30 protein-coding genes and 1 riboswitch are annotated in these 23,888 nt (G+C 40.1%); of the genes, 6 read left to right on the top strand and 24 right to left on the bottom strand.

Annotated features, from left to right (window positions below; genetic code table 11):
- Nucleotides 1-17: 17 nt before the first annotated feature.
- Nucleotides 18-350 carry a YuzD family protein gene (locus tag BK583_RS05925; RefSeq protein ID WP_038482417.1) on the bottom strand — a complete coding sequence of 111 codons (333 nt, stop codon included), beginning with the start codon at nt 348-350 and terminating at the stop codon, nt 18-20.
- A 230-nt stretch (nt 351-580) separates the two neighbouring features.
- On the opposite strand from BK583_RS05925, the gene BK583_RS05920 reads away from it, so the two are divergent.
- Nucleotides 581-820, top strand: coding sequence for a NifU family protein (locus BK583_RS05920; protein WP_035398283.1), 240 nt, complete (start codon nt 581-583; stop codon nt 818-820).
- A 102-nt stretch (nt 821-922) separates the two neighbouring features.
- Nucleotides 923-1,141 (top strand): hypothetical protein, encoded by a 219-nt coding sequence (locus tag BK583_RS05915; RefSeq protein WP_055737483.1) that lies wholly within the window; start codon nt 923-925, stop codon nt 1,139-1,141.
- Between the two features lie 45 nt (nt 1,142-1,186).
- On the opposite strand, the gene BK583_RS05910 is transcribed toward BK583_RS05915, so the two are convergent.
- The 4 genes from BK583_RS05910 to yutH all read right to left on the bottom strand — a co-directional run bounded on the left by BK583_RS05910 (nt 1,187) and on the right by yutH (nt 4,580).
- Nucleotides 1,187-1,408 (bottom strand): transcriptional regulator SplA domain-containing protein, encoded by a 222-nt coding sequence (locus tag BK583_RS05910; RefSeq protein ID WP_038482423.1) that lies wholly within the window; start codon nt 1,406-1,408, stop codon nt 1,187-1,189.
- A 45-nt stretch (nt 1,409-1,453) separates the two neighbouring features.
- Nucleotides 1,454-2,344: a homoserine kinase gene (gene thrB, locus BK583_RS05905; RefSeq protein ID WP_038482425.1), complete on the bottom strand. Its 891-nt coding sequence runs from the start codon at nt 2,342-2,344 to the stop codon at nt 1,454-1,456.
- Nucleotides 2,345-2,346: 2 nt separating this feature from the next.
- Complete coding sequence (gene thrC / locus BK583_RS05900; protein ID WP_055737547.1) at nt 2,347-3,408, bottom strand: threonine synthase; 1,062 nt, start codon at nt 3,406-3,408, stop codon at nt 2,347-2,349.
- A gap of 125 nt (nt 3,409-3,533) precedes the next feature.
- Complete coding sequence (gene yutH, locus BK583_RS05895; protein WP_055737484.1) at nt 3,534-4,580, bottom strand: spore coat putative kinase YutH; 1,047 nt, start codon at nt 4,578-4,580, stop codon at nt 3,534-3,536.
- 117 nt (nt 4,581-4,697) lie between these two features.
- Between yutH and BK583_RS05890 the strand changes: the two genes are divergently transcribed.
- Nucleotides 4,698-5,180 (top strand): phosphatidylglycerophosphatase A family protein, encoded by a 483-nt coding sequence (locus BK583_RS05890; protein WP_095150575.1) that lies wholly within the window; start codon nt 4,698-4,700, stop codon nt 5,178-5,180.
- A 75-nt stretch (nt 5,181-5,255) separates the two neighbouring features.
- Here the strand turns inward: BK583_RS05890 and BK583_RS05885 are convergent, their stop codons facing one another.
- Together BK583_RS05885 and BK583_RS05880 are read right to left on the bottom strand one after the other, a co-directional pair.
- Nucleotides 5,256-6,020, bottom strand: coding sequence for a TIGR01457 family HAD-type hydrolase (locus BK583_RS05885; protein ID WP_055737486.1), 765 nt, complete (start codon nt 6,018-6,020; stop codon nt 5,256-5,258).
- Nucleotides 6,021-6,022: 2 nt separating this feature from the next.
- The gene (locus BK583_RS05880) at nt 6,023-6,475 is read right to left on the bottom strand and encodes a DUF86 domain-containing protein (RefSeq protein WP_206698889.1); all 453 of its coding nucleotides are present in this window, start codon (nt 6,473-6,475) and stop codon (nt 6,023-6,025) included.
- A gap of 64 nt (nt 6,476-6,539) precedes the next feature.
- Here BK583_RS05880 and BK583_RS05875 point away from each other — a divergent pair, with 64 nt between their 5' ends.
- On the top strand, nt 6,540-6,785 hold the full coding sequence (locus BK583_RS05875) for a hypothetical protein (RefSeq protein WP_038482437.1): 246 nt from the start codon (nt 6,540-6,542) through the stop codon (nt 6,783-6,785).
- 38 nt (nt 6,786-6,823) lie between these two features.
- On the opposite strand, the gene BK583_RS05870 is transcribed toward BK583_RS05875, so the two are convergent.
- Entirely contained in the window at nt 6,824-7,099 is a 276-nt protein-coding gene (locus BK583_RS05870) for a YutD family protein (RefSeq protein WP_038482440.1), read from the bottom strand.
- Nucleotides 7,100-7,269: 170 nt separating this feature from the next.
- Between BK583_RS05870 and BK583_RS05865 the strand changes: the two genes are divergently transcribed.
- Complete coding sequence (locus BK583_RS05865; RefSeq protein WP_055737488.1) at nt 7,270-7,875, top strand: YhcN/YlaJ family sporulation lipoprotein; 606 nt, start codon at nt 7,270-7,272, stop codon at nt 7,873-7,875.
- 39 nt (nt 7,876-7,914) lie between these two features.
- On the opposite strand, the gene lipA is transcribed toward BK583_RS05865, so the two are convergent.
- Nucleotides 7,915-8,841: a lipoyl synthase gene (lipA, locus tag BK583_RS05860; RefSeq protein WP_038482443.1), complete on the bottom strand. Its 927-nt coding sequence runs from the start codon at nt 8,839-8,841 to the stop codon at nt 7,915-7,917.
- 173 nt (nt 8,842-9,014) lie between these two features.
- On the opposite strand from lipA, the gene BK583_RS05855 reads away from it, so the two are divergent.
- Nucleotides 9,015-10,010, top strand: coding sequence for a M23 family metallopeptidase (locus BK583_RS05855; RefSeq protein WP_055737489.1), 996 nt, complete (start codon nt 9,015-9,017; stop codon nt 10,008-10,010).
- Nucleotides 10,011-10,040: 30 nt separating this feature from the next.
- On the opposite strand, the gene BK583_RS05850 is transcribed toward BK583_RS05855, so the two are convergent.
- The 15 genes from BK583_RS05850 to BK583_RS05785 all read right to left on the bottom strand — a co-directional run bounded on the left by BK583_RS05850 (nt 10,041) and on the right by BK583_RS05785 (nt 23,851).
- The gene (locus tag BK583_RS05850) at nt 10,041-11,660 is read right to left on the bottom strand and encodes a Na+/H+ antiporter NhaC family protein (RefSeq protein WP_307188693.1); all 1,620 of its coding nucleotides are present in this window, start codon (nt 11,658-11,660) and stop codon (nt 10,041-10,043) included.
- An 84-nt stretch (nt 11,661-11,744) separates the two neighbouring features.
- Nucleotides 11,745-11,917: riboswitch (Lysine riboswitch) on the bottom strand.
- Nucleotides 11,918-12,000: 83 nt separating this feature from the next.
- Entirely contained in the window at nt 12,001-12,747 is a 747-nt protein-coding gene (gene yunB, locus BK583_RS05845) for a sporulation protein YunB (RefSeq protein WP_055737491.1), read from the bottom strand.
- A gap of 61 nt (nt 12,748-12,808) precedes the next feature.
- Nucleotides 12,809-13,291: a dihydrofolate reductase gene (locus BK583_RS05840; protein WP_055737492.1), complete on the bottom strand. Its 483-nt coding sequence runs from the start codon at nt 13,289-13,291 to the stop codon at nt 12,809-12,811.
- Nucleotides 13,288-14,082: a thymidylate synthase gene (locus BK583_RS05835; RefSeq protein ID WP_055737548.1), complete on the bottom strand. Its 795-nt coding sequence runs from the start codon at nt 14,080-14,082 to the stop codon at nt 13,288-13,290. The genes BK583_RS05840 and BK583_RS05835 overlap by 4 nt, the downstream gene beginning before the upstream one ends.
- A gap of 16 nt (nt 14,083-14,098) precedes the next feature.
- The gene (locus tag BK583_RS05830) at nt 14,099-14,410 is read right to left on the bottom strand and encodes a YunC family protein (protein ID WP_038482457.1); all 312 of its coding nucleotides are present in this window, start codon (nt 14,408-14,410) and stop codon (nt 14,099-14,101) included.
- Between the two features lie 38 nt (nt 14,411-14,448).
- Complete coding sequence (locus BK583_RS05825; RefSeq protein ID WP_367576384.1) at nt 14,449-15,786, bottom strand: bifunctional metallophosphatase/5'-nucleotidase; 1,338 nt, start codon at nt 15,784-15,786, stop codon at nt 14,449-14,451.
- A gap of 46 nt (nt 15,787-15,832) precedes the next feature.
- On the bottom strand, nt 15,833-16,651 hold the full coding sequence (locus tag BK583_RS05820) for a sulfite exporter TauE/SafE family protein (RefSeq protein ID WP_055737494.1): 819 nt from the start codon (nt 16,649-16,651) through the stop codon (nt 15,833-15,835).
- A gap of 18 nt (nt 16,652-16,669) precedes the next feature.
- Entirely contained in the window at nt 16,670-17,515 is an 846-nt protein-coding gene (locus tag BK583_RS05815) for a DUF72 domain-containing protein (RefSeq protein WP_038482466.1), read from the bottom strand.
- A gap of 183 nt (nt 17,516-17,698) precedes the next feature.
- Nucleotides 17,699-19,096 carry a Fe-S cluster assembly protein SufB gene (gene sufB, locus BK583_RS05810; protein ID WP_035398621.1) on the bottom strand — a complete coding sequence of 466 codons (1,398 nt, stop codon included), beginning with the start codon at nt 19,094-19,096 and terminating at the stop codon, nt 17,699-17,701.
- Nucleotides 19,097-19,115: 19 nt separating this feature from the next.
- A complete protein-coding gene (gene sufU, locus BK583_RS05805; protein ID WP_038482469.1) occupies nt 19,116-19,559 on the bottom strand; it encodes a Fe-S cluster assembly sulfur transfer protein SufU in 444 nt (147 codons plus the stop codon).
- The gene (locus tag BK583_RS05800) at nt 19,546-20,769 is read right to left on the bottom strand and encodes a cysteine desulfurase (RefSeq protein ID WP_038482472.1); all 1,224 of its coding nucleotides are present in this window, start codon (nt 20,767-20,769) and stop codon (nt 19,546-19,548) included. The genes sufU and BK583_RS05800 overlap by 14 nt, the downstream gene beginning before the upstream one ends.
- The gene (gene sufD / locus BK583_RS05795; RefSeq protein ID WP_055737495.1) at nt 20,766-22,076 is read right to left on the bottom strand and encodes a Fe-S cluster assembly protein SufD; all 1,311 of its coding nucleotides are present in this window, start codon (nt 22,074-22,076) and stop codon (nt 20,766-20,768) included. Before sufD ends, BK583_RS05800 begins: the two co-directional genes overlap by 4 nt.
- Nucleotides 22,077-22,126: 50 nt before the next feature.
- Nucleotides 22,127-22,918 (bottom strand): Fe-S cluster assembly ATPase SufC, encoded by a 792-nt coding sequence (gene sufC / locus BK583_RS05790; RefSeq protein ID WP_038482479.1) that lies wholly within the window; start codon nt 22,916-22,918, stop codon nt 22,127-22,129.
- Between the two features lie 198 nt (nt 22,919-23,116).
- Nucleotides 23,117-23,293, bottom strand: coding sequence for a YuzK family famiily protein (locus tag BK583_RS20650; RefSeq protein ID WP_169789539.1), 177 nt, complete (start codon nt 23,291-23,293; stop codon nt 23,117-23,119).
- Nucleotides 23,294-23,485: 192 nt separating this feature from the next.
- Nucleotides 23,486-23,851 carry a carboxymuconolactone decarboxylase family protein gene (locus tag BK583_RS05785; protein WP_055737496.1) on the bottom strand — a complete coding sequence of 122 codons (366 nt, stop codon included), beginning with the start codon at nt 23,849-23,851 and terminating at the stop codon, nt 23,486-23,488.
- Nucleotides 23,852-23,888 lie beyond the last annotated feature (37 nt).

Below are 23,888 nucleotides of genomic sequence, written 5' to 3'. Positions count from 1 at the left end.
TACTCCTTTAGCGCTTTTTACTGATGGGAAGAGGCAGAAAGAATGGCTTCTACTCGTTGTGTAACCACTTTTAAACTAGGATTTCCTTCTGCAAGAATGTCTCCGTTGACTACCAGCAATGGATAGAAATACTCTTCATTTAAAATGGCTTCTGCTAGCTCTTTTTCTTGTTCAGTTTGTGGGGCCTCGATATCGACATAGTGAAACGATAAATTCTCATGTGGGAATTTCCGGGTTAATGCTGCTTCTAACCAATCTTTTGTCTCTAAGGCACTTGGCAAATGTACGCAAGAAGCACACTTTTGCTCTGCTCCATAAACCGTAAACTCAATTTTTTGCACCCACCTCATCCTTTCAATACTCTTTCCTATTAGCTTACATGAGATACGTTTTAGAAGCTATTAAAAAGGTCATAATTCCTTCTCTCTCCTTTAATAAGTTCACCTGTACAAGTAAGAAGAGCTATTTTAGCTTAACTTACAACTAAACGTTGGTACGAATCTAAAATAATTGAGCAGATGCATGGATTTTTTTCATTTAGGCGATTATAATGAGAATATGATGAAAGGAGTGATTCCTAATGGAAACAAGCACAGATATGATGGAGCAAGTGCAAGAGGTATTGGATAAGCTTCGTCCGTTTTTGCTACGTGATGGCGGAGACGTTGAACTTGTTGATGTGGAAGACGGGATCGTAAAAGTACGTCTACTTGGTGCTTGCGGATCTTGCCCAAGCTCTACAATTACGTTAAAAGCTGGGATTGAGCGTGCCCTTTTAGAGGAAGTTCCAGGGGTAGTTGAAATCGAGCAAGTATTCTAATCACCAGTCTATTCAGCAGTAAAGCAGACGCTTTACTGCTTTTTTGTGTACATAGTTTTCTTCTTTTGTAGAACACTTCTACTAAAGGAAGGTGACAACACGATGACGAATAACGACAATCGTAGCGACAACGCAAGAAAAATTCAATCCGTTATTGAAGACACGAAAAGACGGATGCACGAGGCTGAATTGTACAAGACCGAACATGCTGCAGAATTGCATCCTGACGAAAAACGAGCGTTGATTGAAAAGAAGCGTAATCGAGAATTGAGTATTGACGCGCTTGAAAGGGAAAGAGAAGAAGAAGAGAGAGAACGTTAATGCGGGCAAAGGAGAAGGGCTTAAACAACCCTTCTCCTTTTTTCTCTACATGATATATTGGTTATAAACTTGCTCTGCATCCTCATAAGAAGCAAAAACCGCATCATCTTCTTCTAATGTATGATAATAGTCGTACACAACAACCGATGTTCCGAGGGCGTCAACCGATATATACCCTTCCTGTATTGTTGCAACAGTGGGGGTGTGGGGATTACTATAAATAACAAAAACCGATTGACCATCTTTCAATTCATTTACTTGTAGCATAGCATTCGCCTCCTTTTCACAGTAGTATGCCTACTGTTAGGAAAGCTATGCTTGCACAACAGATAGTGCTGTTCCAACTGTAGCTGGTCTTGCAACTTCTGCTTGATAATATGGAAAACGACGTTGAACTTCTTTGGCGAAGCGTTTTCCACTACCTTGCTCCACAAAACACAATACCGTTGGACCTGCCCCACTTAAAGCAGCGCCATACGAAAAACGATGGTCCTTTACAAAATTCATGATGTCAGACCAGTGGGGGATAAGGTGTTTGCGATAGGGTTGATGATACAAATCTTCCATCATTAATTCACCGGCTAGACTCCAATTATTCGCTAGAATAGCAGCTGTCATAACATTTGATAATGCGCTTGTCTGGATAGCTTGTTTAAATTGAAGTTGCTTCGGTAAAATCCCTCGTGCTTTTTTCGTCTCTAGAATTTCAGGAGGAATGAGTGCGACTAACTCAACTTTCGGCTCTGAGACGTGAATAATGTCTGTACGATGATCTCGGTGAGCCCCTACAATTAAGCCGCCATATATGGAAGGTGCCACATTATCTGGGTGCCCTTCAAATAGAGAACCAATGCGCACTTTTTCTTTTTGAGAAACGGTTCGATCCGCACAATAGCAAGCAATCTCGATACCAGCAACAATCGCTGCTGCACTTGACCCAAACCCTTTTGAGAGCGGAATATCATTTTTCATGGAAACACGACAAGGAAGAAGCGACGTCTCCAAATGTTTCGCTGTAAATGCTGCTGCTTGATAAATTAAATTGTTTGGTCCTAAGTTTTCAAGCCCTGGATTATCGCAATGGAAGGACCATGAGTCGCTTCGTTCTACATCTACGTGAAGATAGCGGTCTAACGCCATTCCAATTGAGTCAAAGCCTGGTCCTAAGTTTGCTGTGCTTGCTGGAATTGTCATTGCTAACATTGTTACACCACCATTTCTTTTCCATGCAGATACGCTTTAAATGCTTCACTTGTTTGATCCAGTACCACTCGCTCAGACGGTGATACATCCATCGCTGTGACAGGATCTTTTAACCCATTTCCAGTTAATACAGCAACCACTTTTGATCCTTTAGAAAGTTGACCATTTGCAACAGCTTTTTTGATTCCGGCAATTGAAGCACATGACCCTGGCTCCGCAAAAATGCCTTCATTTTTCGCCAGTTCTTGGTATGCTTCAATAATTTCTTCATCCGACACCATATCAATCAACCCTAGTGATTCTTTCGCTGCGAGTGTTGCTGTTGACCAACTTGCTGGATTGCCGATACGAATCGCAGTCGCAATCGTCTCAGGATTGTCGATGATTTTATTTCGAACAATCGGCGCTGCCCCTTCTGCTTGAAAGCCAAATAGTTTAGGTAAGCCAGTTTGAAATCGTTGATGGTATTCTTTAAACCCTAACCAATAAGCAGAAATATTCCCTGCATTTCCTACTGGGATAGCCAGCACATCTGGAGCTGAACCTAATTGATCACAAATTTCAAAAGCACTTGTTTTTTGACCTTGCAATCGATATGGATTAACAGAGTTTACAAGTTCAATGGACGAATCCTCGGTTACTTCTCTTACAGTTTTTAATGCTTGATCAAAGTTCCCATCCACTTCAATTACTTCCGCACCTAACATCACCGCTTGAGCTAGTTTACCTTGAGCAATTTTCCCTTTAGGAATAACAACAAATACCTTTAGTCCTGCTTTCGCTCCATATGCTGCAGCCGATGCAGCAGTATTTCCTGTTGAAGCACACATAATAGCGGTCTTGCCTTTTTCAACGGCTTTTGCGACTGCCATCACCATGCCTCTATCTTTAAACGAGCCTGTTGGATTAACACCTTCATGCTTTCCGTACAAATCAATGCCCAATCGCTCAGATAAACGTTCAAAATGAACGAGTGGTGTATTTCCTTCTCCAAGAGAAAGCTTAGGTGTTTGATCTTGCACAGGTAAATAAGCCTTATATTCTTGCAATAAACCCTTCCACATCAACAACTACCCCACTCCTTATCCCTCTGGTCTTGGCTAAAACCAATTAGTCTTTTCCAGAAGAACTATTGTCTTTATATAATGGACATTATATCGTCAGTTGGGATGCTTTTCAAGTGGAAAATTCAAATTTTTTGACCAATGATCCAATCTAATTCTGGAATAGACTGGTAGCGATGAAGTTTGGCTTCTTCTGCTAGCTCATTTAAGAAAGCGCCATTTTCTTTTTCTTTGTCGAGAAATGACTCAATATCGGAAGCAAATTGAAGCTGCTCTTGTGGCATTTGCGCTCTGTAATATTGTTCGATTAATTCAAAATAGTAAAGTGGAAAAAGCAAACGAGCATACATTAACTGCCAAGAATAGCGAGATAACACCTGTGTTTCTTCGTATCCTCTTAAAAAAAGAGAAATCGCTTGTTTCATCTGTGAATGTCTTTCCTCAGGCTGTACACGCCGATCGCGAATCCATTCAGCTAAATCACGAGCTGGATGATCAAACAAAAACGTTGTTGGCAGCTTAATAATTTGGCCACTCTCTGATACTTTTAACCACGATGTGTCTTTAAAACGGCTATGACAGATCGTGCCACTATCCCTTGGTTCCATTGGAATATCTAGCTCTGTGTCTACAGCGTATTGGATGGCGTTTTCCGTTACGCCCATAAAGTAAGGATACGTATATAAAAACACTTCATCTGTTGTTGAGGTCGGTCCAGTTGCTCGTTTTTGCGCATACCAATTTTCAAGTTGTTCTAGACGCTGTTCCCAAATGGTTGGCCAACGACCAGTTGTCAACGTTGTCCAGTTCACAGCACCTTGCTGACCTTTTACATGCCAATCACGAAGTTGTCCTCCTAAATCTTGCGTGGAACGAATGCGTACACTCCGGTCCTCTCGAACATTGGGAATTTTAAATACATACACTTCAGAACCATCAATCAGAGTGGAGGGCTGATTCGAACGATTTTGAACCAGTTCAAGTACTGAATCATCACCAACACTTCTCATATATTCAGAGAAGGCAAGCATTTGCGACTCCTCCATCTGCAGTTCGTCCTTCGGAATAATTAAATAGGATTCTTGATTTGCCTGAAACCCTTCAAACTCTCCAATTGAAAATCGTTCCGTACAGTACAATTTATAATGATCATACAAATTGCGTTCAAGCATGAACATGCCTCCTCTCTTATGTAGTCTTTACTAGTCTATGACCTAATCGCATAAAATGTGTATGACAACGTAAACTATAAGGAACGACTTACTCACGCAAGAGAGATGGGGGATCATATGGATTCTGTCGAAAGAACGGCGCGGGATCTTTTAGTGGAACGAGGCGTTTCAATAGAGGAAATCGCAGAACTTGTTTATGAGTTACAAAGCTATTACCACCCTTCTTTAACAATGGAAGCATGTATTGAAAATATTGATCGAGTATTATCAAAAAGAGAAGTTCAGAATGCGATTATCACTGGTATTCAACTTGATAAATTAACAGAGAAGAAGCTCCTGGATGAACCACTCCAATCCATTTTAGCAAGAGATGAAGGTTTATACGGAATTGATGAAATCATTGCTTTATCCATCGTGAATGTTTATGGGTCAATTGGGTTTACCAACTATGGTTACGTGGATAAAATGAAACCTGGCATTATTAAAAAGTTAAACAATAAGCATTCGCCTTTATGTCACACGTTTTTAGATGACATTGTTGGTGCCATTGCCGCTGCAGCATCAAGCCGTTTAGCTCACCGAGAAGCCAACACAGAATAAAACAAACCTCACATACGCCCGATAAGTGAAAAAAAGACGATTTCCCATCTAGTGAAGGAAATCGTCTTCTCTTTACTAAACTTCTTCCAATTGCCAGCGATCTAATGAGGAAATTGAAAAAGTTGGTTGTTTTTCAAAGTTGGAACAATCGAGGGTCACGCCTGTCTTTACGTGCAAAGTAGACATACCTGCATGAATACCTGTCATAATGTCTGTTTCATAATTGTCGCCAACTAAAATAGTTTTATCTTTTTGAAACTGGAGCTGCTCTAATGCCAATGTAATAATTTCTTTATTTGGCTTTCCAATTGTTATCGGCTCTTTCTGCGCAGCATAGGAAATGGCAGCAACGATTGCGCCATTTCCACAGACAAGCCCATTTGCAGACGGCAGCATGCGATCTGGATTTGTGGCAATGAAAAGAGCTCCTTCTCTTACTAATCGAGCGGCTTGACTCATCTTCTCGTAAGTGATGTGTCGATCAAGGCCAATAATAACGGCATCTGGCTTCATGTGATCTTTATTAAATGACGAAAAAGCCGTTTCTAACCCTATTTCTCCAATAATAAACACGCGGGCTTCTTTTACATTTTTCTTTACATAGAGAGCCGTTGCTAAAGCAGATGTTACAACTTGATTTGCTTCCACATGAAGACCAAACTTGCGAAGCTTATCGGCTACTTGTTCTGGTGTTTTTGTTGAATTATTTGTAATAAAGCCATACGGAATTCCCTTTTGATTCAGTTTAGTAATAAACGAAATGGCGCTATCGATTGGTTTTTCGCCATTGTAAACAGTGCCATCTAAATCAAACAAATAACTTTCATACTGGTTGAACATCTTTATTGTTCCTCCGGAAGAAAGGCTGTAATGACGCCTAATTCATTTTTTAAATACACTCGGACAGCTTGTGGAAAATGCTTTACCCCTTTTAGCTGCTCAGTTACCGTTTGATAAAGCTGATGATGATCAATTGTCGTGTATTCGTACGCAAGTGTTTTTCGTAACTGGATGATTCTTTTCAATTCAACACACTCTTGGCCAGTAATAACGGTTTCATCCTCGAGGATATCAATAATATCTTCGTACCCTCCAGGATCACGCATAATAAAGCCATCAATGAGCTGATTCCCTACATCAATGATGGATTCAATTAAAACGGCTACGGCACGCTCAAGAGCAAGTCCACTTTTTTTATCCGTTAGTAACGGTTCAGACTCTATATATTGCGTTACCTCTTCCATGTATGTAAGAACTTGTTCAATCCGTTTTCTGTCAACAAAATACACAATCATTCCTCCTGATCGTTTTATGTTTTCTCTCGCTTCTGGGCATAATGTTCTTAAAGGAGGAGATCGAATGGCAAAAAAAGACGACTACCATGACTTCAAAAATGTAGAAGCTTCTCATCAATATATTGTTCCAGAAGCAACTCCTGAAGGGCCTTATGGTTCACCCATTCATAAAGATACTCCAGTTGAAAATAAATCAACACCGTGGGAAAAGGATCAGCGAGAATATAGTGCTTTTAATTATAATGACAAAGATCAACACGCTCATCAGCCACGAAAGTATCCAAGCCACCACCCAACTCATGATGAGTAACCTATATAGCTTGTCGGCTTAGTCGATGAGCTTTTTTCTTAATTATTAACTCGTTTCACAACAAAATAGGCACAGCCAAAATTACAGTATTCATACAAATAATCAGGTAGCGTACTTATTTTTTTATCAAACGTTGATTTTTTATTTTTGTCTTCGAAAAAACCACGAAGACGAAGTTGATTGTAACCCCAATCACCGACAATGTAATCGTATTTTGTTAAGACATCGCTGTAACGTGCTTTAAAAGCTTCTTCGTCCCAGCCTTCTTTTTCGTCTTGAACAACTTCATAATGTTGGCCACAAATGGTTAACATCTAAACCACCTCAATTCACTTCTTCAAAAAGTTCTAGCCTTAGTTTAACATATTTGCTCACATTTCTCTGTAGTCTTTCCTCTTTCTCAACCCATTATTTGTTACCACTAGTTTAATGACCCATGTGGAATAGTAAAAGAGCAAGACTATTTATAAAATGGGGGATTATCATGAGGATTGTCATGACGCTACTTGTTGCCGTCAGTATGTTAACAGCATGTAATCAAACGTCACAACAAGGAATGTATCAAACAAATGAAGCACAGCAAACCGCACGTGGGACAGAATATGATTCAAATCTAATGGAACGTGGCTACGGTTTTTCTCGCCACACTTACGAGGAGATGCAGCATAATAACGACCAAGCAGGCGCTTTAGTCGTGAACCGTGATATGTTAGCGGAAGGCATCTCACGAATGATTGTTGACAATCCTGCCATTGAGGAAGCAGCCGTCCTTGTTACTGATAAATATGTGCTTGCCGTTTATGATCAGCAGGATAACGAAAAAGATAACATGGTTGCGGATCAGGTGAAACGTACTGCGCTGTCAGTCGTTCCTAGCTTTTACGATGTGTATGTGTCTAATGATCCTTCGCATATAAAGGATATTGAACGATATCAGAATATGACTGCCGGAAATGCTGATTATGCTTCTTTATTAGAAGATACCATTGAAGAACTTAAGCAAGACCCTCAAGGTGATGTTGATCTAGGTATGGATGAAGATATGGATATTATGCGAGACAAACAAAAAGCCTTACGGGAACAACAGTAAGAAAGAACCATGCTTTCCGCATGGTTCTTTCTTAGCAATTTAATTGTGAATATGTGTTTCATTTTGAACTTTTTTTGCTTCCATGTTAACTTGCGCTTGGTTTACTTGCTCATCGGCATGATAAGAAGAACGCACTAGTGGACCAGCTTCACAATGACTAAATCCCTTACTTAACGCAATTTCTTTTAGTTCAGCAAACTCATCAGGATGGTAATACTTTATTACTTTAAGGTGTTTTTTAGTTGGTTGCAAATATTGACCAATTGTCAATATATCAACATCATTTGCACGCAAATCATCCATCGTTTCAATGATTTCTTCTTTTGTTTCACCAAGACCGATCATAAGGCTTGACTTCGTTGGGATATCTGCATGCATCGCTTTTGCTCGACTTAAAAATTCTAATGTGCGATCATATTTTGCTCGCGCACGTACTTTTGGCGTTAGACGGCGAACTGTTTCAATATTGTGATTCATAATGTTCGGTCTAGCGTCCATTAACGTTTGTAAACTTTGTTCATTTCCAAGCATATCCGACGGTAATACTTCAATTGTGCAGAATGGATTTTTGCGACGAATCGCTCGTACAGTCTCTGCAAATACAAAAGCCCCACCATCCTTTAGATCATCACGAGCAACTGCAGTGATAACAACATGCTTAAGGCCCATCGTTTCCACTGAATCTGCTACACGCTCCGGCTCTTCAAGGTCTAATTCTGTCGGTAAACCCGTTTTAACAGCACAAAAACGGCACCCTCGTGTGCAGATATCTCCTAATATCATGAATGTTGCTGTTTTTCGTACAGCCCAACACTCATGAATGTTAGGACAACGCGCTTCTTCACAAACCGTATGTAGCTTTTTTTCTCGCATCATTTTTTTTAATCCTGTATACGATTCATTAGTATTGAGTTTAATTTTTAACCAATCTGGTTTACGAACATGTGTATCATTTTTCTCTGCCATTCAAAAACGTCCCTTCTTTGGGAAAATTCTTTTTTTCTAATTAATCGTAACATGCTTTTCCATCATTGACCAATGGCGATTAACAAAATTTCTACACAAAATGGCAAGTTTTTGTTGTAATTTTTTTCTTCGACAGTAGGAAACTAAGCAAAAGCCTACGAAGGAGGATACAAATGGCTACGTTCCGATCTACAATAAGTATGATACTCGTATTTATCTTTTGTTTTCATACGATAAGTCCAAATGCACATGCGGAAGAGACCGTCAATCCATACACAGAACGTGAAGCGTTATATCATAAAATGGAAACCATTACAAATGTACCTTGGTATTATTTAGCTGCAGTTGACTCATATGAACGAGGTCTACGAAAAGCGAGGCGAGACCGAGCAGATGCAGACGGTTTTATCTCCATTTATTATGCAAAAGAAGATTGGGTTGGTCCTTTAAACCCTAATCAAGATGACGAAAGCCCAGACACAATAAGCCTATTTGAAGGCATCGGTTTAGATGGAAACGGGGATGGAAAGGCACTTTTAACAGACGATGAAGATGTTCTATATACACTTGCTCGTTATTTAGAATCCTACGGTTTAACTGAAGAAGATTTCCGCATAGCATTATGGCATTTTTATCAACGGGAACAGAGCGTTAATATTGTAGCTGGTCATGCAAAAGTATATCAGCATTATCAAACGTTAGACCTTCATAAACATGCGTTCGTTATGCCTCTCCATCATAATTATAGTTATCGAAGTACTTGGGGAGATCGACGAGGTTGGGGTGGTAGACGCATCCATGAAGGAACAGACATCTTTGCTAATTACCAAGTTCCCATTCAATCTTCATCTTATGGCATTGTTGAAACAATTGGCTGGAACCCTTATGGTGGTTGGCGTGTCGGAATTCGCGATTTAGATAATATTTATCATTACTACGCTCATCTAAGTGGATTCGAAAAAGGAATCGAAAAAGGAACCATCATAGAGGCTGGTCAACTAATCGGTTATTGCGGTTCATCCGGTTATGGAAAACCCGGTACACAAGGAAAATTTCCACCACACTTGCATTATGGCATGTATCGAGATAATGGCATTACTGAATGGTCGTTTGATCCGTTCCCATCATTAAAACAATGGGAGCGAGCGGCTAAACAAGCCAAAAAATAAAAGCAAAGCGCATGATGCGCTTTGCTTTTATTATGAGGCGGCTGTTTCTTTTTTGCTTACACGTTGTAGTATAAAGACAGTAATAGTAAGCAATATACCGACTACGATCCAGGCAATAACTGCTCCAAGAAAACCAAGGATAAAGAAAGCAATCGATGCTAGAACAGCTGTAAGAATGGCATAAGGCAGCTGAGTGATCACATGATCCATATGATGGGAACCTGAACCTGCCGCTGACAGAATCGTCGTGTCGGAAATAGGCGAAATATGATCTCCAAAAATAGAACCAGCTAATACTGCCGCAAGCATAGGGATCAGCATCGTAGGCTCCACAACAACCGCAATTTGAGCTGCAATGGGAAGTAGCATTCCAAATGTTCCCCATGAAGTACCTGTGGCTAATCCTGAAAAGGCAGCAACTAAGAATAGTAAAACAGGTAAAAATCCTGGATGAATCGATTGATCAATTAAGGAAGCTAGGTAATTCCCTGTACCTAATAAGCCAATCATCTCGATAGTCGTCCAAGCAAGCACTAAAATGCCAATTGCAGGTAGCATTGATTGAATGCCAGCCCTTACAGCTTTACCGAAATCACTCTTATTCGGTCGCGCCATAATCGTCATTCCCATTGTTACGGCTAATCCAGTAACGCTTCCAATAAGTAACGATAGTCCAATATCCGTATACTCCATAACCGTTAAAACAGTAACATCTACACCATCATGACTAGCCCCTTGTGCTCCTGTATAAAGCATCATTCCAACTGTTGCAACTACGAGCACTAAAATGGGAATAAACAATTGAGAGACACGCCCGTTAGCCATCGTTAAATCTTCTGATAAACTACCAGGCACCTTACCTTTAGCAGGATCTGTTAATTGATTCTCTTTTTTTGCTCGGTCTTCATGTTGTTTCATTGCACCTACATCAATATTAAAGACAATAACTAGTACGATAAAAATAAGAGCAATCAACGCATAAAAATTAAGAGGAATTGTGTAAATAAAAGCTTGTAAAGGGCTAAATTCAATAATTTGATTCGCCGCAAAAATGGAAGCAAAAATGCCGATAATATATGCACCCCAGCTAGACATTGGCACAATGACACAAATGGGAGCAGAGGTGGAATCAACAATATAAGACAGCTTCGCCCGAGAAACACGGTAACGATCGGTTAAAGGTCGACTCGTGTTTCCTACTGTTAACGCATTAAAATAGTCGTCAATAAAAATAACAAGACCTAAAGCAAATGGGAGAAACAGCGAACCCTTTCTCGTTGTAATGCGCTTTTCTGCCCAGTGGCTAAAAGCTTGTCCACCGCCTGAAAAGGTAATTAGACTTGCAACAATTCCTAAAAAGACGAGGAACAACATAATATACAATTCCCAATCATTAATGGAAATGCCGTTTTCTGTCATCGATTCAACAACCCCAGCAAAGCTTGGTTGATCGAGTGTTTCAAATGAAACAAAGAAAGAAATAACCGTTTGAAAAATACCCGCGACTGCTTGCATCAAGCCATCATACGCAATAAAAGCACCTATTAAGATGGCAATCCCTAAGGATATAAATACTTTCCTTGTTATAATCACTAATGTTAACGCCACAACTGGCGGGACAAGTGATAACCAACCTATATGTTCCATCATTTACCTCTCCTTAAGAGACTGTATTCAATAAAAAAAGACAATCATGGTTTACATCCATTATTGTCTCAAACAATTAACAGTCCCATCCATAGTAGTCCTCCACAGTTTCCTGTGACAGTCCGTCATTTATTCAATGACGACCCAGCTAAAAAGAAGTGAACATTTCTTTTCGCTTCGGCAAAAAAACCTTTCCACACCGCTCATTGCTGTTCTAGCTCCTAATGTGTACTGATTTTTTTTGCGCCTCTACCCCATCAAGCAGATGAGGTGTTCTATTCAATTCGTACTCTATCTTACCACACGATTCTTTAACAAACAATGACAAATTACGACATTTTTACTAATCCTGCTTTATTTCTTCTTCTCCAATAACTGGATAACCAAAACCACCCTGACCACCATAGAATTGAGGCACTGGTCCAGCTACATAAGCAAAACCAGCTGGTAGTTCAACCGAAATCGTCTCTGATACCTCTGAGAATGGCAAGATCACATCCATATTGACGTCGATGTTGACATAGAATGATAAACGCGTGTTGTTAATCCCAAGGGTTTCTGCTTCGTCCCGCATTTGCACTTTTGCATCGCCCATTAATGCAAACCGGATTGGAATGCCCGGTCCTACGTCGGTTAAAAGCGCATTATTTAGTGCTCTTCCTAGAGGAATGGTCGCAACGATCGGGTTATCATCGCCATAACTATTCACTTCTCCACGCTGTACATGGTTAATGACTTCATGAACACGGGTTTGTACTCTCCCCATTAGCTCATTATATTTTTGAGTATTGACATCAAGAAAAACGACAAGTCCATCATTATTCGTTTCTTTAATAAAAATCTCACTCATGTCCATTTGAGATAACTCTTCTGCCATCGCTTGTTCGATCGTATACGTAGCAACTCGCTCCATCTCTCTTTGAGCGATTTGGGATATTATCGGTCTTAATTGAGAGTCTACAAACCACAGCCCTTGTATGGAAAGGATCGCAAACAAGACGAATGATAATAGAAGTACATAGCGAAAAGGTAACGGAGCTTGTGATTGCTTTGAGCCTTTAATTGGTTGAAATCGGTAACGTTTACGCAAAATTAGCCCACCCCCTCTTATTGATTTCTATGCAAGAGGGACTAGGCTTCGAACTAAAAATTTAAGTCTTTCTTACGTACGTACGGTATTCATGGGGATAGCGGTTTTTTTCGTCCATTGTACCAGCAACAGCTTCAACGAGCTCCCACTCGTCATCTTTCAATGCAGGCACAAACGTATCTGCATCAAAAGTGTCTTCAATAACGGTCACAATTTGTTTATCACAATGATTCCAAAACAAGTTAAAGATTTCTGTACCACCGATGACAAAGATCTCTTGTTCTTTACTGAGCGCTAATACGTCATCCACAGAATATACAACGTCTGTATCTGGTGCAGTAAACGATCGATTTCTCGTTAACACGATGTTGCGACGATTCGGTAATGGTCCATTCATAGAATCAAATGTTTTTCTTCCCATCACAATCGTCTTACCCGTTGTCGTTTGTTTAAAATGCTTTAAATCAGCAGGAAGGTGCCAAGGCATGTCATTGTTCTTTCCAATACCATACGCCTGATCACGTGCATATACGAATGTAATCATACAGACACCTCTGCTTTTATATGCGGATGAGCTTCATAGCCAACTAGTTCGAAATCTTCAAATGTAAACGAAAAGATATCGTTTACTTCTGGGTTTAATTTCATCGTTGGCAATGGATGTGGCTCTCTTGAAAGTTGTAGTTTTGCTTGTTCAATATGATTTGAGTAAAGGTGTGCATCACCAAATGTATGAACAAATTCACCTGGCTCTAAATCACATACTTGGGCAATCATCATTGTTAACAACGCGTAAGAGGCAATATTAAATGGAACTCCTAAAAAGACGTCGGCGCTCCGCTGATAAAGTTGGCAGGAAAGTTTCCCATCTTGAACATAAAATTGGAAGAGACAGTGGCAAGGCGCCAGTGCCATATCATCTATTTCTGAAACGTTCCATGCATTTACAATGAGGCGTCGTGAATCAGGATTTGTTTTTATTTGTTCCACCACTTCTTTTATTTGATCAACTGTCTTTCCGTTTGCTCCTTCCCATGAACGCCATTGCTTTCCATAAACAGGACCTAAATCGCCAGTTTCATCTGCCCATTCATTCCAAATGCGCACACCATTATCTTGTAAATACTTTATATTCGTATCACCTTGTAAAAACCACAGGAGCTCATGGATAATGGAGCGCAGATGCACTTTTTTCGTTGTTACAACTGGAAAACCCTCTTTTAAATTAAATCTCATTTGATATCCAAATGTACTTATTGTTCCAGTGCCTGTCCGATCTGATTTTTGCGAGCCGTGTGTTAGCACATGCTCGCATAGCTGTAAATACTGCTTCATTGTTTGCTTCATCCCTTCACTCTGCTTGTTTCATTTTTAGAAGTGCTTCTTTACCAATTGTCCCTTTTGTTATGCCTAATTCTTCGCATTTAAACGTGACCGATTCAAGGGGCGCATCTAACAATTGATCAATTGTACGGACACCGACCGCTCTAGCAGCGAGAATGCCACGTTCTTTTAGTTTTTCATTTAACAGCGCAACATCCAATGCTCCGCACATAATATAACCAGCATCACATGTTACAGCCATAAAGTTGGTTTTTGGCAATTTAACGGTGATCGCCAAAAACGTTTCCCCTTCAATGCTAATTGGATCAACATTAATCATGGAACAATCGCTCCTTTTTCATCTCATTTCTTCACACATTATGAAAAAGTAAGCTTGTTTGTTCCTGTCTGCAATAATTTTGCTAGGATATCACGTAAAAACTCGGGTAGTAAATAATGCTTCCTTTCTGCATTGGCAATATGGGGAAACAAAAACCCAAACGTGTACATATCCAGTGTAGCCAATCGGTAAAGCTTCGTTTCAACAATGGGTTTTTCGTTTACAAGAATCCCTGTTGTTGTAATCGTAATTCCAGTAAACAGCATTAAACCTAATACTTTGCCACGAAATCCAAAGCCTTTTAGCTCTAATTTCACAATATCATCTGTCTGTGCACGACGTATCGTCTCAATTAGCTGCTTCCCTGTTAACTCAACAATACATGGGTTAATGGGATGGGGGCAAATACGGTGAACATCCCCATACGTCACATCGCCTTTCGGCAAACTCTCCATTAGTACACCGGCATTCATCATTCCAATTTCTTCGTCACACCACTCTGTTAATGCATCACATAATGCCTGTGTTGCAACCGATGGCTCAAACCATTTTACATCAAAAGGTTTAACAAGCGAAACAATTGGTTGTGATAGTGCCTCCTTAGCTTCTTTATTTAATGATGCTAACAGCTGTTTACTTCCTTTGTCTTCTATACGATTGGTAGGGTCAATTAAAGTTGGTTGAACGCTTATGAGATCCTTCTTTTCAAATACTAACGTTAGCTCTCCAAATACATTCCCATGCTTTCCTGCTTGGGTTATCCATGTATCTTTTACTTTTAATCCATCTTGTAAACTATGATGGGTGTGTGCGCCAATAATGGCGGTAATTCCTTCCACCTCATTCGCAATCTGTTCGTCTTTAGGGAGTCCTAAATGAGATAGAAGGATCACTGCGTCTACTTTTTCTTTTAATTGGTCTACATGTGCTTGGATTCCTTCAATGGTATATGATACATCCCAACCAAGTTGTTCATAAAAATGCGTCATGGCAGATGTGTAGCCAATATAAGCTATTTGTAACCCTGCAATGGTATCGATATGGTGTGGAACTGCCCAGCTCGGGCGCAAACCAGTTTTTCGGTCAATCAAGTTTGCAACAATAACGTTAAAGTCCGCTTCACTATACATGTCATCTAACATTTTTTGCGAGAACGTAACCCCTTCATTATTCCCAATGGTAGCAAAGTCTACATTCGCTTCATTTAGTAATTGAATGTTTCCGATGCCCCCAGTTGCTTCTGTCATTGGATTTGCTCGATCCGCATGATCTCCTAAATCAACGTAGCGAACGTGTTCTTTTTGGCTATTTTTTATATGACCAACAATATTCGCCCAATGGTTAAAACCACTGTGAATGTCATTCGTATGATAAATGGATATAGTCGTTGTAATGATGGTTTCCTCCTTGAAGCAAGCTGGTTTACATGATGCCTTGAATGATTAGTTGAATGGCAAGAGCAATAAAGACAATTCTCATCACAATCATTAGTACAGTTGATTGTAAACGGCGATTTAGCCAAGCGCCACACTTCGCTCCGAAATAAGCGCCTGGAATAAGGGCAAGAACGAGTAACCACTCAACATGTCCACTCACTGCGTAGGCACCAGTACCAATAATTGCTGAGAATAAGACAAGCAACATGGCAGTGGCAGTCGCAATCTTTATCGGAAAACCGAATAAAAGCATCATCACAGGCACCATAATTGCCCCACCACCAACACCAAATAAACTCGATAAGAAACCGACCACAACGCTAATAAGAATGGCAGTAGGGTAAGAAAACCCATAAGCATACGGCTTTCCAGTGTCATCAATACCTGTTCGCCAGTATGCTTTCTCTACCTTTTTTTCTTTATGCTGTTGAGGTCTAAAAAACAAGCTTAACGCAATAAGCAGCATAAAAAAGCCGAAATAAATAAGAAATGCATCAGTGGGTAGGAGTCGACTTACAAAAGTTCCTAGTATCGCTCCAGGTGCTATACCAATGAGAAAGATAAACCCGCTTTTCACATCAATTGTATGCTGTTTCCCATAAGCGATCACAGAAGAAATGCCAGTAACAATCATTGTAGCGAGGGACGTTCCCGCAGCCGCCTGAGACGATAGTATTGGTACATCTACTAACACTAATGGTAATAGTAGCAATGCAGGAACGACAATAACGCCGCCACCAAGACCGAGCAGACTTCCAAAAGCACCTGCTATAAAACCTACAGTAAGAAAAAGGATAATAAACACAAGTCATTCTCCTAGCTTTTAAAATAAATCAAGCTGTCGCGATGCTAAGTCTTTGTATGCGATATTCATATTTTGGATAAGCGACCGGGCATTGCCTGCCGCATGACCGCCAGAATTGTTATTGAATACAACAAACACATCATCCACTTTTTGCGACAAGCGTTGCAAGTTTTCTTCCCATTCCTTTAATTCTTGCTGATTGTAATCGTAGAGATAACGAACATCACGCCAGTTCTCTCCGTTACGAGGACCATTCCAACCGTGACGATTGCGACCATGGAATCGCACAAGCGTTTTTTCTTTTGTCGTCGGTTCTAAAATGGTAGGAATCGAGCCTGGGCCAGCTTGAGGTTCATCACAAATACTATGTATCCAATCATCTTCTCGCATATACTGTAACGTTTTCTCTTTATATGGAGCATCAAACCATGATTGATGACGAAACTCGAGGGCTGTCGGAAAATCTCTAAGCTTTTCACGAACAAACCTTAGCGCATGAACATGTTTTGTCGTTACATCAAACCACGGTGGAAATTGACATAAAACCATTGCTAATTTATTTGCCTGTATTAGTGGCTCTAACGAATCTTTAAACGCTTCATACATTTGATCTCTAGATGAAAAAGGCGATTCACCGCGCTGGTGCCCCGTAATGTCTTGATAAGCTTTCACAATAAATTTAAACGAATTGGGTGTTTCCCGAATCCATTTCTCCATTGATGCTCTCGATTGCACAGCATAAAAGCTAGAATCTAGTTCCACAATAGGAAAATAACCAGCATACGTCTCTAATTTCTGATGAGACTTAACCCCTTCATATAATGAATAATGGTCGCCCCACCCGGTTAAACCAATGTATATCACATTCTGTTCCTCCAGAGATGTTTTTTTCTATTTTAACGTAAAAAAGAGAGAAATGCGATTCTCTCGTCTACTTAAAACAGGAACCCTTCAAACTAGTTAATTGCAAAAGCTCATCAATTGTCTTTTCCCATAAAAAAGAGAAGAACGGCATTCGCTCTTCTCTTTCTATCAAAAGGGTCTAAATTACCCGATTGAACCTTCCATCTCAAACTTGATAAGACGGTTCATTTCAACGGCATATTCCATTGGAAGTTCTTTTGTGAATGGTTCAATGAAGCCCATAACGATCATTTCTGTCGCTTCTTCTTCACCAAGACCACGGCTCATAAGATAGAACAATTGATCCTCAGACACTTTTGATACCGTTGCTTCATGTTCAAGAGTGATGTTATTGTTCAAAATCTCATTGTATGGGATTGTATCAGAAGTGGACTCATTATCCATGATGAGTGTATCACACTCAATTTTAGATTTTGATCCATCTGATTTACGTCCAAAGTGACAAATTCCACGGTACGTTACTTTACCACCTTGTTTTGAAATGGATTTCGATACAATGGTAGACGAACAATTTGGCGCAAGATGCGTTACTTTTGCACCAGCATCTTGATGTTGACCTTTTCCTGCAATCGCAATGGAAAGAACTGTACCTTTCGCGCCTTCTCCACGCATAATAACAGCTGGGTATTTCATCGTTAATTTAGAACCGATGTTTCCATCTACCCATTCCATTGTTGCACCTTTGTCAGCAACCGCACGCTTTGTTACAAGATTAAATACGTTTGGCGCCCAGTTTTGAATCGTTGTATAACGGCAATATGCGTTATCTTTTACAATGATTTCAACCACTGCACTGTGAAGTGAGTTTGTTGTATAAACAGGTGCTGTACAACCCTCAACGTAATGAACAGAGCTGTCTTCATCGGCAATAATTAACGTACGCTCAAACTGCCCCATATTCTCTGAGTTAATTCGGAAATACGCTTGAAGTGGCGTTTCAACTTTTACACCTTTAGGGACATAGATAAATGAACCACCAGACCATACAGCTGAATTTAGTGCAGAGAACTTGTTATCAGCAGCAGGAATAACAGAAGCAAAATGTTCTCTAAAGATATCTTCGTTTTCTTTTAATGCAGAATCTGTATCTTTAAAAACAACGCCCAACTTTTCTAGATCTTCCTGCATGTTGTGATAAACAACTTCAGATTCATACTGAGCCGACACACCTGCTAGATACTTTTGCTCTGCTTCAGGAATACCAAGCTTATCAAACGTGTTTTTAATTTCTTCCGGTACTTCATCCCAAGAACGCTCTGTTTTATCTGATGCTTTAACGTAATACGTAATGTCATCAAAGTTTAGTTCCGAAAGGTCGCCACCCCATTGAGGCATTGGCATTTTATAAAATTGTTCAAGAGATTTTAAACGGAAGTCTAGCATCCATTTAGGTTCGCTTTTCATACGCGAGATTTCTTCAACGATCTCTTTTGTTAATCCACGTCCAGAACGGAAAATGGATACGTCACGATCCGAAAACCCGTATTTGTATTCACCGATATCAGGCATTTTTTTAGCCATTCGGAATCCCTCCTATTAGTTATGATGATGGTTTATCGTTCAAGCCTTGTTCAAGTGCTTTCCAGGCTAAGGTGGCACATTTGATACGTGCCGGAAATTTCGTTACACCAGATAAAGCCTCAATGTCTCCTAAATCAAACATGTCTTCATCATAGTCTTTTCCTTGCATCATATCTGAAAAAATTTGTGATAATGTTAATGCTTGTTCAACTGGTAGTCCTTTAATAGCTTGCGTCATCATGGAAGCTGAAGCAAGACTAATGGAACAGCCTTCACCAGTAAAAACCGCTTCTGAAACCTTACCATTTTTGACTTTCATTTGTACTTGAACACGATCGCCACACGTAGGGTTGTTCAAGTTGACTGTTAGTGAATCACCGTCAAGTTCACCACGATTTCGTGGGTTTTTGTAGTGATCCATGATCACTTGGCGATACAGTGTATCTAAATCACGAGAAGACATCGCTAAAGTACTCCTTTGCCTTGACTAAACCGTTTACCAGAGCGTCAATATCTTCTTTTGTGTTATAAACATAATAACTTGCTCTCGCTGTCGCAACAACATTTAACCATTTCATTAGTGGCTGTGCACAGTGATGACCAGCACGAACAGCAATACCTTGTGCATCTAATACCGTTGCCACGTCATGGGGGTGTACGTCACCAAGCTGGAATGTAATCACACCAGCACGGTCACGAGGTCCAAAAATCGTTAAATCTGGAAGATCCTTTAACCGCTCAAACGAATAATCAACTAGTTCTTTTTCATGCTGTTCAATTTCATTAAAACCTATATCCGTAATAAAATCAATGGCTGCACCCATACCAATCGCTCCAGCAATAATAGGAGTTCCGCCTTCAAATTTCCAAGGAAGCTCTTTCCATGTGGATTCTTGTAAGCCTACAAAATCAATCATTTCACCGCCAAATTCAATCGGCTCCATGTTTTCTAGTAAGGCCTTTTTACCATATAAAGCACCGATACCCGTAGGTCCACCTAATTTGTGACCGGAGAAAGCGAAGAAGTCGCAATTTAAGTCTTGTACATCCACTTTAATATGCGGTGCACTTTGTGCGCCATCAACGACCATAATAGCACCGTTCTTGTGGGCAATCGTTGCAATCTCCTTTATAGGATTTACCGTTCCTAGCACGTTTGATACGTGCATAACCGAGACGATTTTTGTTTTTTCTGTAACAACATCTTCAACATCCGCTAAGGCAATTGTGCCGTCATGTTGAAGCGGAATGTATTTCAATATTGCACCTGTTCGCTTGGCTAATTGTTGCCATGGAATAATGTTTGAGTGGTGCTCCATTGGCGTAATGACAATTTCGTCCCCTTCTCGAACGTTTTCATCACCATAGCTTTGTGCAACTAAGTTCAGTGCTGTTGTTGTGCCTCTTGTAAAAATGACTTCTGCCGTATCGTTCGCGTTGAGGAAGGCTCGTACTTTATCACGAGCGCCCTCATATTCGTCTGTTGCCATCGTCCCTAGTGTATGAACACCTCGGTGAACATTCGAGTTGTAGCGACGGTAATAGTCATCTAACTTTTCTATAACTTGAATCGGCTTCTGTGATGTAGCCGCACTATCGAGATAGACGAGCGGATTTCCATTCACATGCTGATCAAGGATTGGAAAAAGCTTCTTTATCTCCTTTGCGTTCATCGCTGTGCCTTTCTCTCGATAACAGAACGCATTTGTTTACGAACAGATTCCACTGGTAACTGAGAAACAACTGGCTCTAAGAAACCGTGGATAACAAGACGCTCTGCTTCAATACGAGAAATACCGCGACTCATTAGATAGAACATTTGCAGAGGATCAATTCGACCAACTGAAGCTGCGTGACCAGCTGTTACATCATCTTCATCAATAAGAAGAATTGGGTTTGCATCACCACGTGCACGTTCGCCTAGCATTAACACACGCTCTGTTTGCTCACCGTGAGATTTCGTCGCTGCTTTTTCGATTTTAGAAATACCATTAAAAATACCAAGAGCACGACCAGTCATAACACCATGCTTTAGAATGTATCCTTCAGAATGTTTACCGTAATGTTTAATAAGCGTTGTGAAGTTTTGTTTCTGCTGACCTGTACCAATTGTTACAAGCTTTGCATCCGCAAATGATCCGTCGCCAACTAAATACGTGGTGTTGTCAGCAACTGTATCGCCATCATTCATTTGACCAAGTGCCCATTCAATACGACCATCTCGTTCTACATGACCACGACGAACAACATATGTTGTCGTACCTGTCGCAAGGGTATCAACCCCACCGAAAGAAACGCGGGCACCAGCGCCTACATACACTTCAGCGACTACGTTTGCTACTTTGATTCCCTCTCCATATGCTGCATAGTTCTCAACATAAGTAACAGAGCTATTGTCTTCAGCAACAAGAAGTACGTGGTTAAAAAGCCCACCATTTTCTTTTGATGATGCATAAAGTGCTTGTAGCGGTACTTCAACGTGTACATTCTTTGGTACATAGATGAATACGCCACCAGTCATTAACGCTGCATTCATCGCCGTTAATTTGTTCTCATCTTGTCCAACTGCCTCAGAGAAAAGATACTTTTTAACAAGGTCCCCATTTTCAACAAATGCTGTTGCAAGATCTTTAAAGATAACACCTTTTTCACTTAATTCTGGTGCACTTGTCTGATACACCGTTGATGCATTATCCTGAACAATTAAACTGTTCCCAGTTGCTTCTTCATCAAGATATTCACGAATTTCTGCTGATAGTTCATCTACAGCAGTGACAACTTTCGATTGTCCTAAGTCTTGCGTGAAGTTAACAAAATCCCAATTATGGATTTTCGTTTTATCTGGTTTAGGCAGCTCCAATGCCTCAACTTTTTCAAGAGCCGCTACACGTAGGTCACTGACCCATTTTGGTTCATTATTTAATTCAGAGCGCTTTATAACGTCTTCCGCTCCAATTATTGGATTTGTCTCAACTGACATATAATACCATCCTTTGCTGTTTTATCGTTAAAAGCAGTTTTGTCACTGAATTACGCTTCTTGACCAGCGTCCACTCGCTCATCTTCAATTCCAAGCTCTTCTTTAATCCAGTCATATCCTTCTGCTTCAAGACGCTCAGCAAGCTCTGCTCCCCCAGATTTTACGATACGACCTTGCATCATAACGTGTACTTTATCTGGTGTAATATAGTCAAGCAAACGTTGATAGTGAGTAATAATTAAGCATCCAAAGTTTTCACCACGCATTTGGTTTACACCTTCAGATACAACTTTTAATGCATCAATATCTAAACCAGAATCAATTTCATCCAAGATCGCGATACGTGGTTCTAACATAAGCAATTGCAGGATTTCATTACGCTTTTTCTCACCGCCTGAGAAACCTTCATTTAAATAACGTTGTGCAAACGATTGATCCATATCAAGAACATCCATTTTTTCATCCATTTTACGAATGAATTTCATAAGAGATAATTCGTTGCCTTCTTCACGGTTTGCATTAATCGCTGAACGCATGAAGTCTGCATTCGTAATTCCACTAATTTCACTTGGGTATTGCATGGCTAAAAACATCCCCGCACGAGCACGCTCGTCCACTTCCATTTCAAGGACATCTTCCCCGTCCATTGTGACAGATCCGCTCGTAATTTCGTATTTAGGGTGACCCATAATAGCAGAAGCAAGTGTTGATTTACCTGTTCCGTTTGGCCCCATAATGGCGTGAATTTCTCCACCGTTTATTTCTAAATTAAAATCCTTTAAGATTTCCTTATCGTCAATAGAGACGTGTAAATTCTCAATCTTTAAGTTAGGTACAGACATGTGTATTCCCTCCATGAATTAAGCAAGCCTGCTTGTTCAAACAGACTTGCATGCTTTTTTTAATGATTATCAATCTATTCTCATTCTAATTTTATAACAAATACTCCTATACTTCAAGAAGACCGAGTTAGAAAAATCAACCTCATTTAAAACAGAGCCTTACGCAGAAGCATAAGGCTCTTTAAATTCGAGTTATGATTATGAACTTGTGTGTGACTGGATCGACTGAACAAGCTGATTACACGCATCATGCTCTTTTGTTCGCTCTCGTTCGATTTGCAAGCATTTGTCTAAGCTGCTTTCATATTCGGCGTAGCTCACACCATGTCTTTGTTGTAATCCTTTTTCCATTTCACTTGTGTAGGAAAGTCGCATGTTCGTAATTGTCTCTCATCCTCTCTTGTTTTTAAAAGGGCTTCTTTTTTTTTACCCAGTATATCTATAGTATAGCAATCAGCGTCTTCTTCCTCAAAAGAAAGAGAGCAGCAAAATCGCTACTCTCTCCTCGTATTCCCGATTCCATTTAATTCAAACGTCCCCATCTTAAAAATGCTACTGTTTGCTTCCTTATTGTACGTGATTATCAAGTTCACGGTAGGCTTCTTGAACGAGTGTCGCTCCTTGACTTAACGCTGCCCCACTGCCAAATGCCGTTGCAACAGATACGGCTTCCAGTAACTCTTCTTCACTACAGCCGTGATCGATGCATCCTTTTGTATGATAAATAATGCAATACTCATCTTGAGCATGAATACTCATTGCAAGAGCCATTAGCTGCTTATGTTTTTTTGAGATAGCCCCTTCTTTAAAACACTGTTCTGTAAAGTCATTATACTTTTCAGCAAAAATTGGCATCTTCTCTTCAAATGATCCCACGCCTTTTTTGTAAACCATCATATGATGTTCCGTTGATGTATGTCCTTGTCGGTTCACGTCATTCGCTCCTTTATTTGTTATAAAGGTAGTATGA

It is taken from the genome of Shouchella oshimensis (genome assembly GCF_002019765.1).
Classification (GTDB): domain Bacteria; phylum Bacillota; class Bacilli; order Bacillales; family Bacillaceae_D; genus Shouchella; species Shouchella oshimensis.
This window is presented reverse-complemented; position numbering and strand designations above follow the sequence as displayed.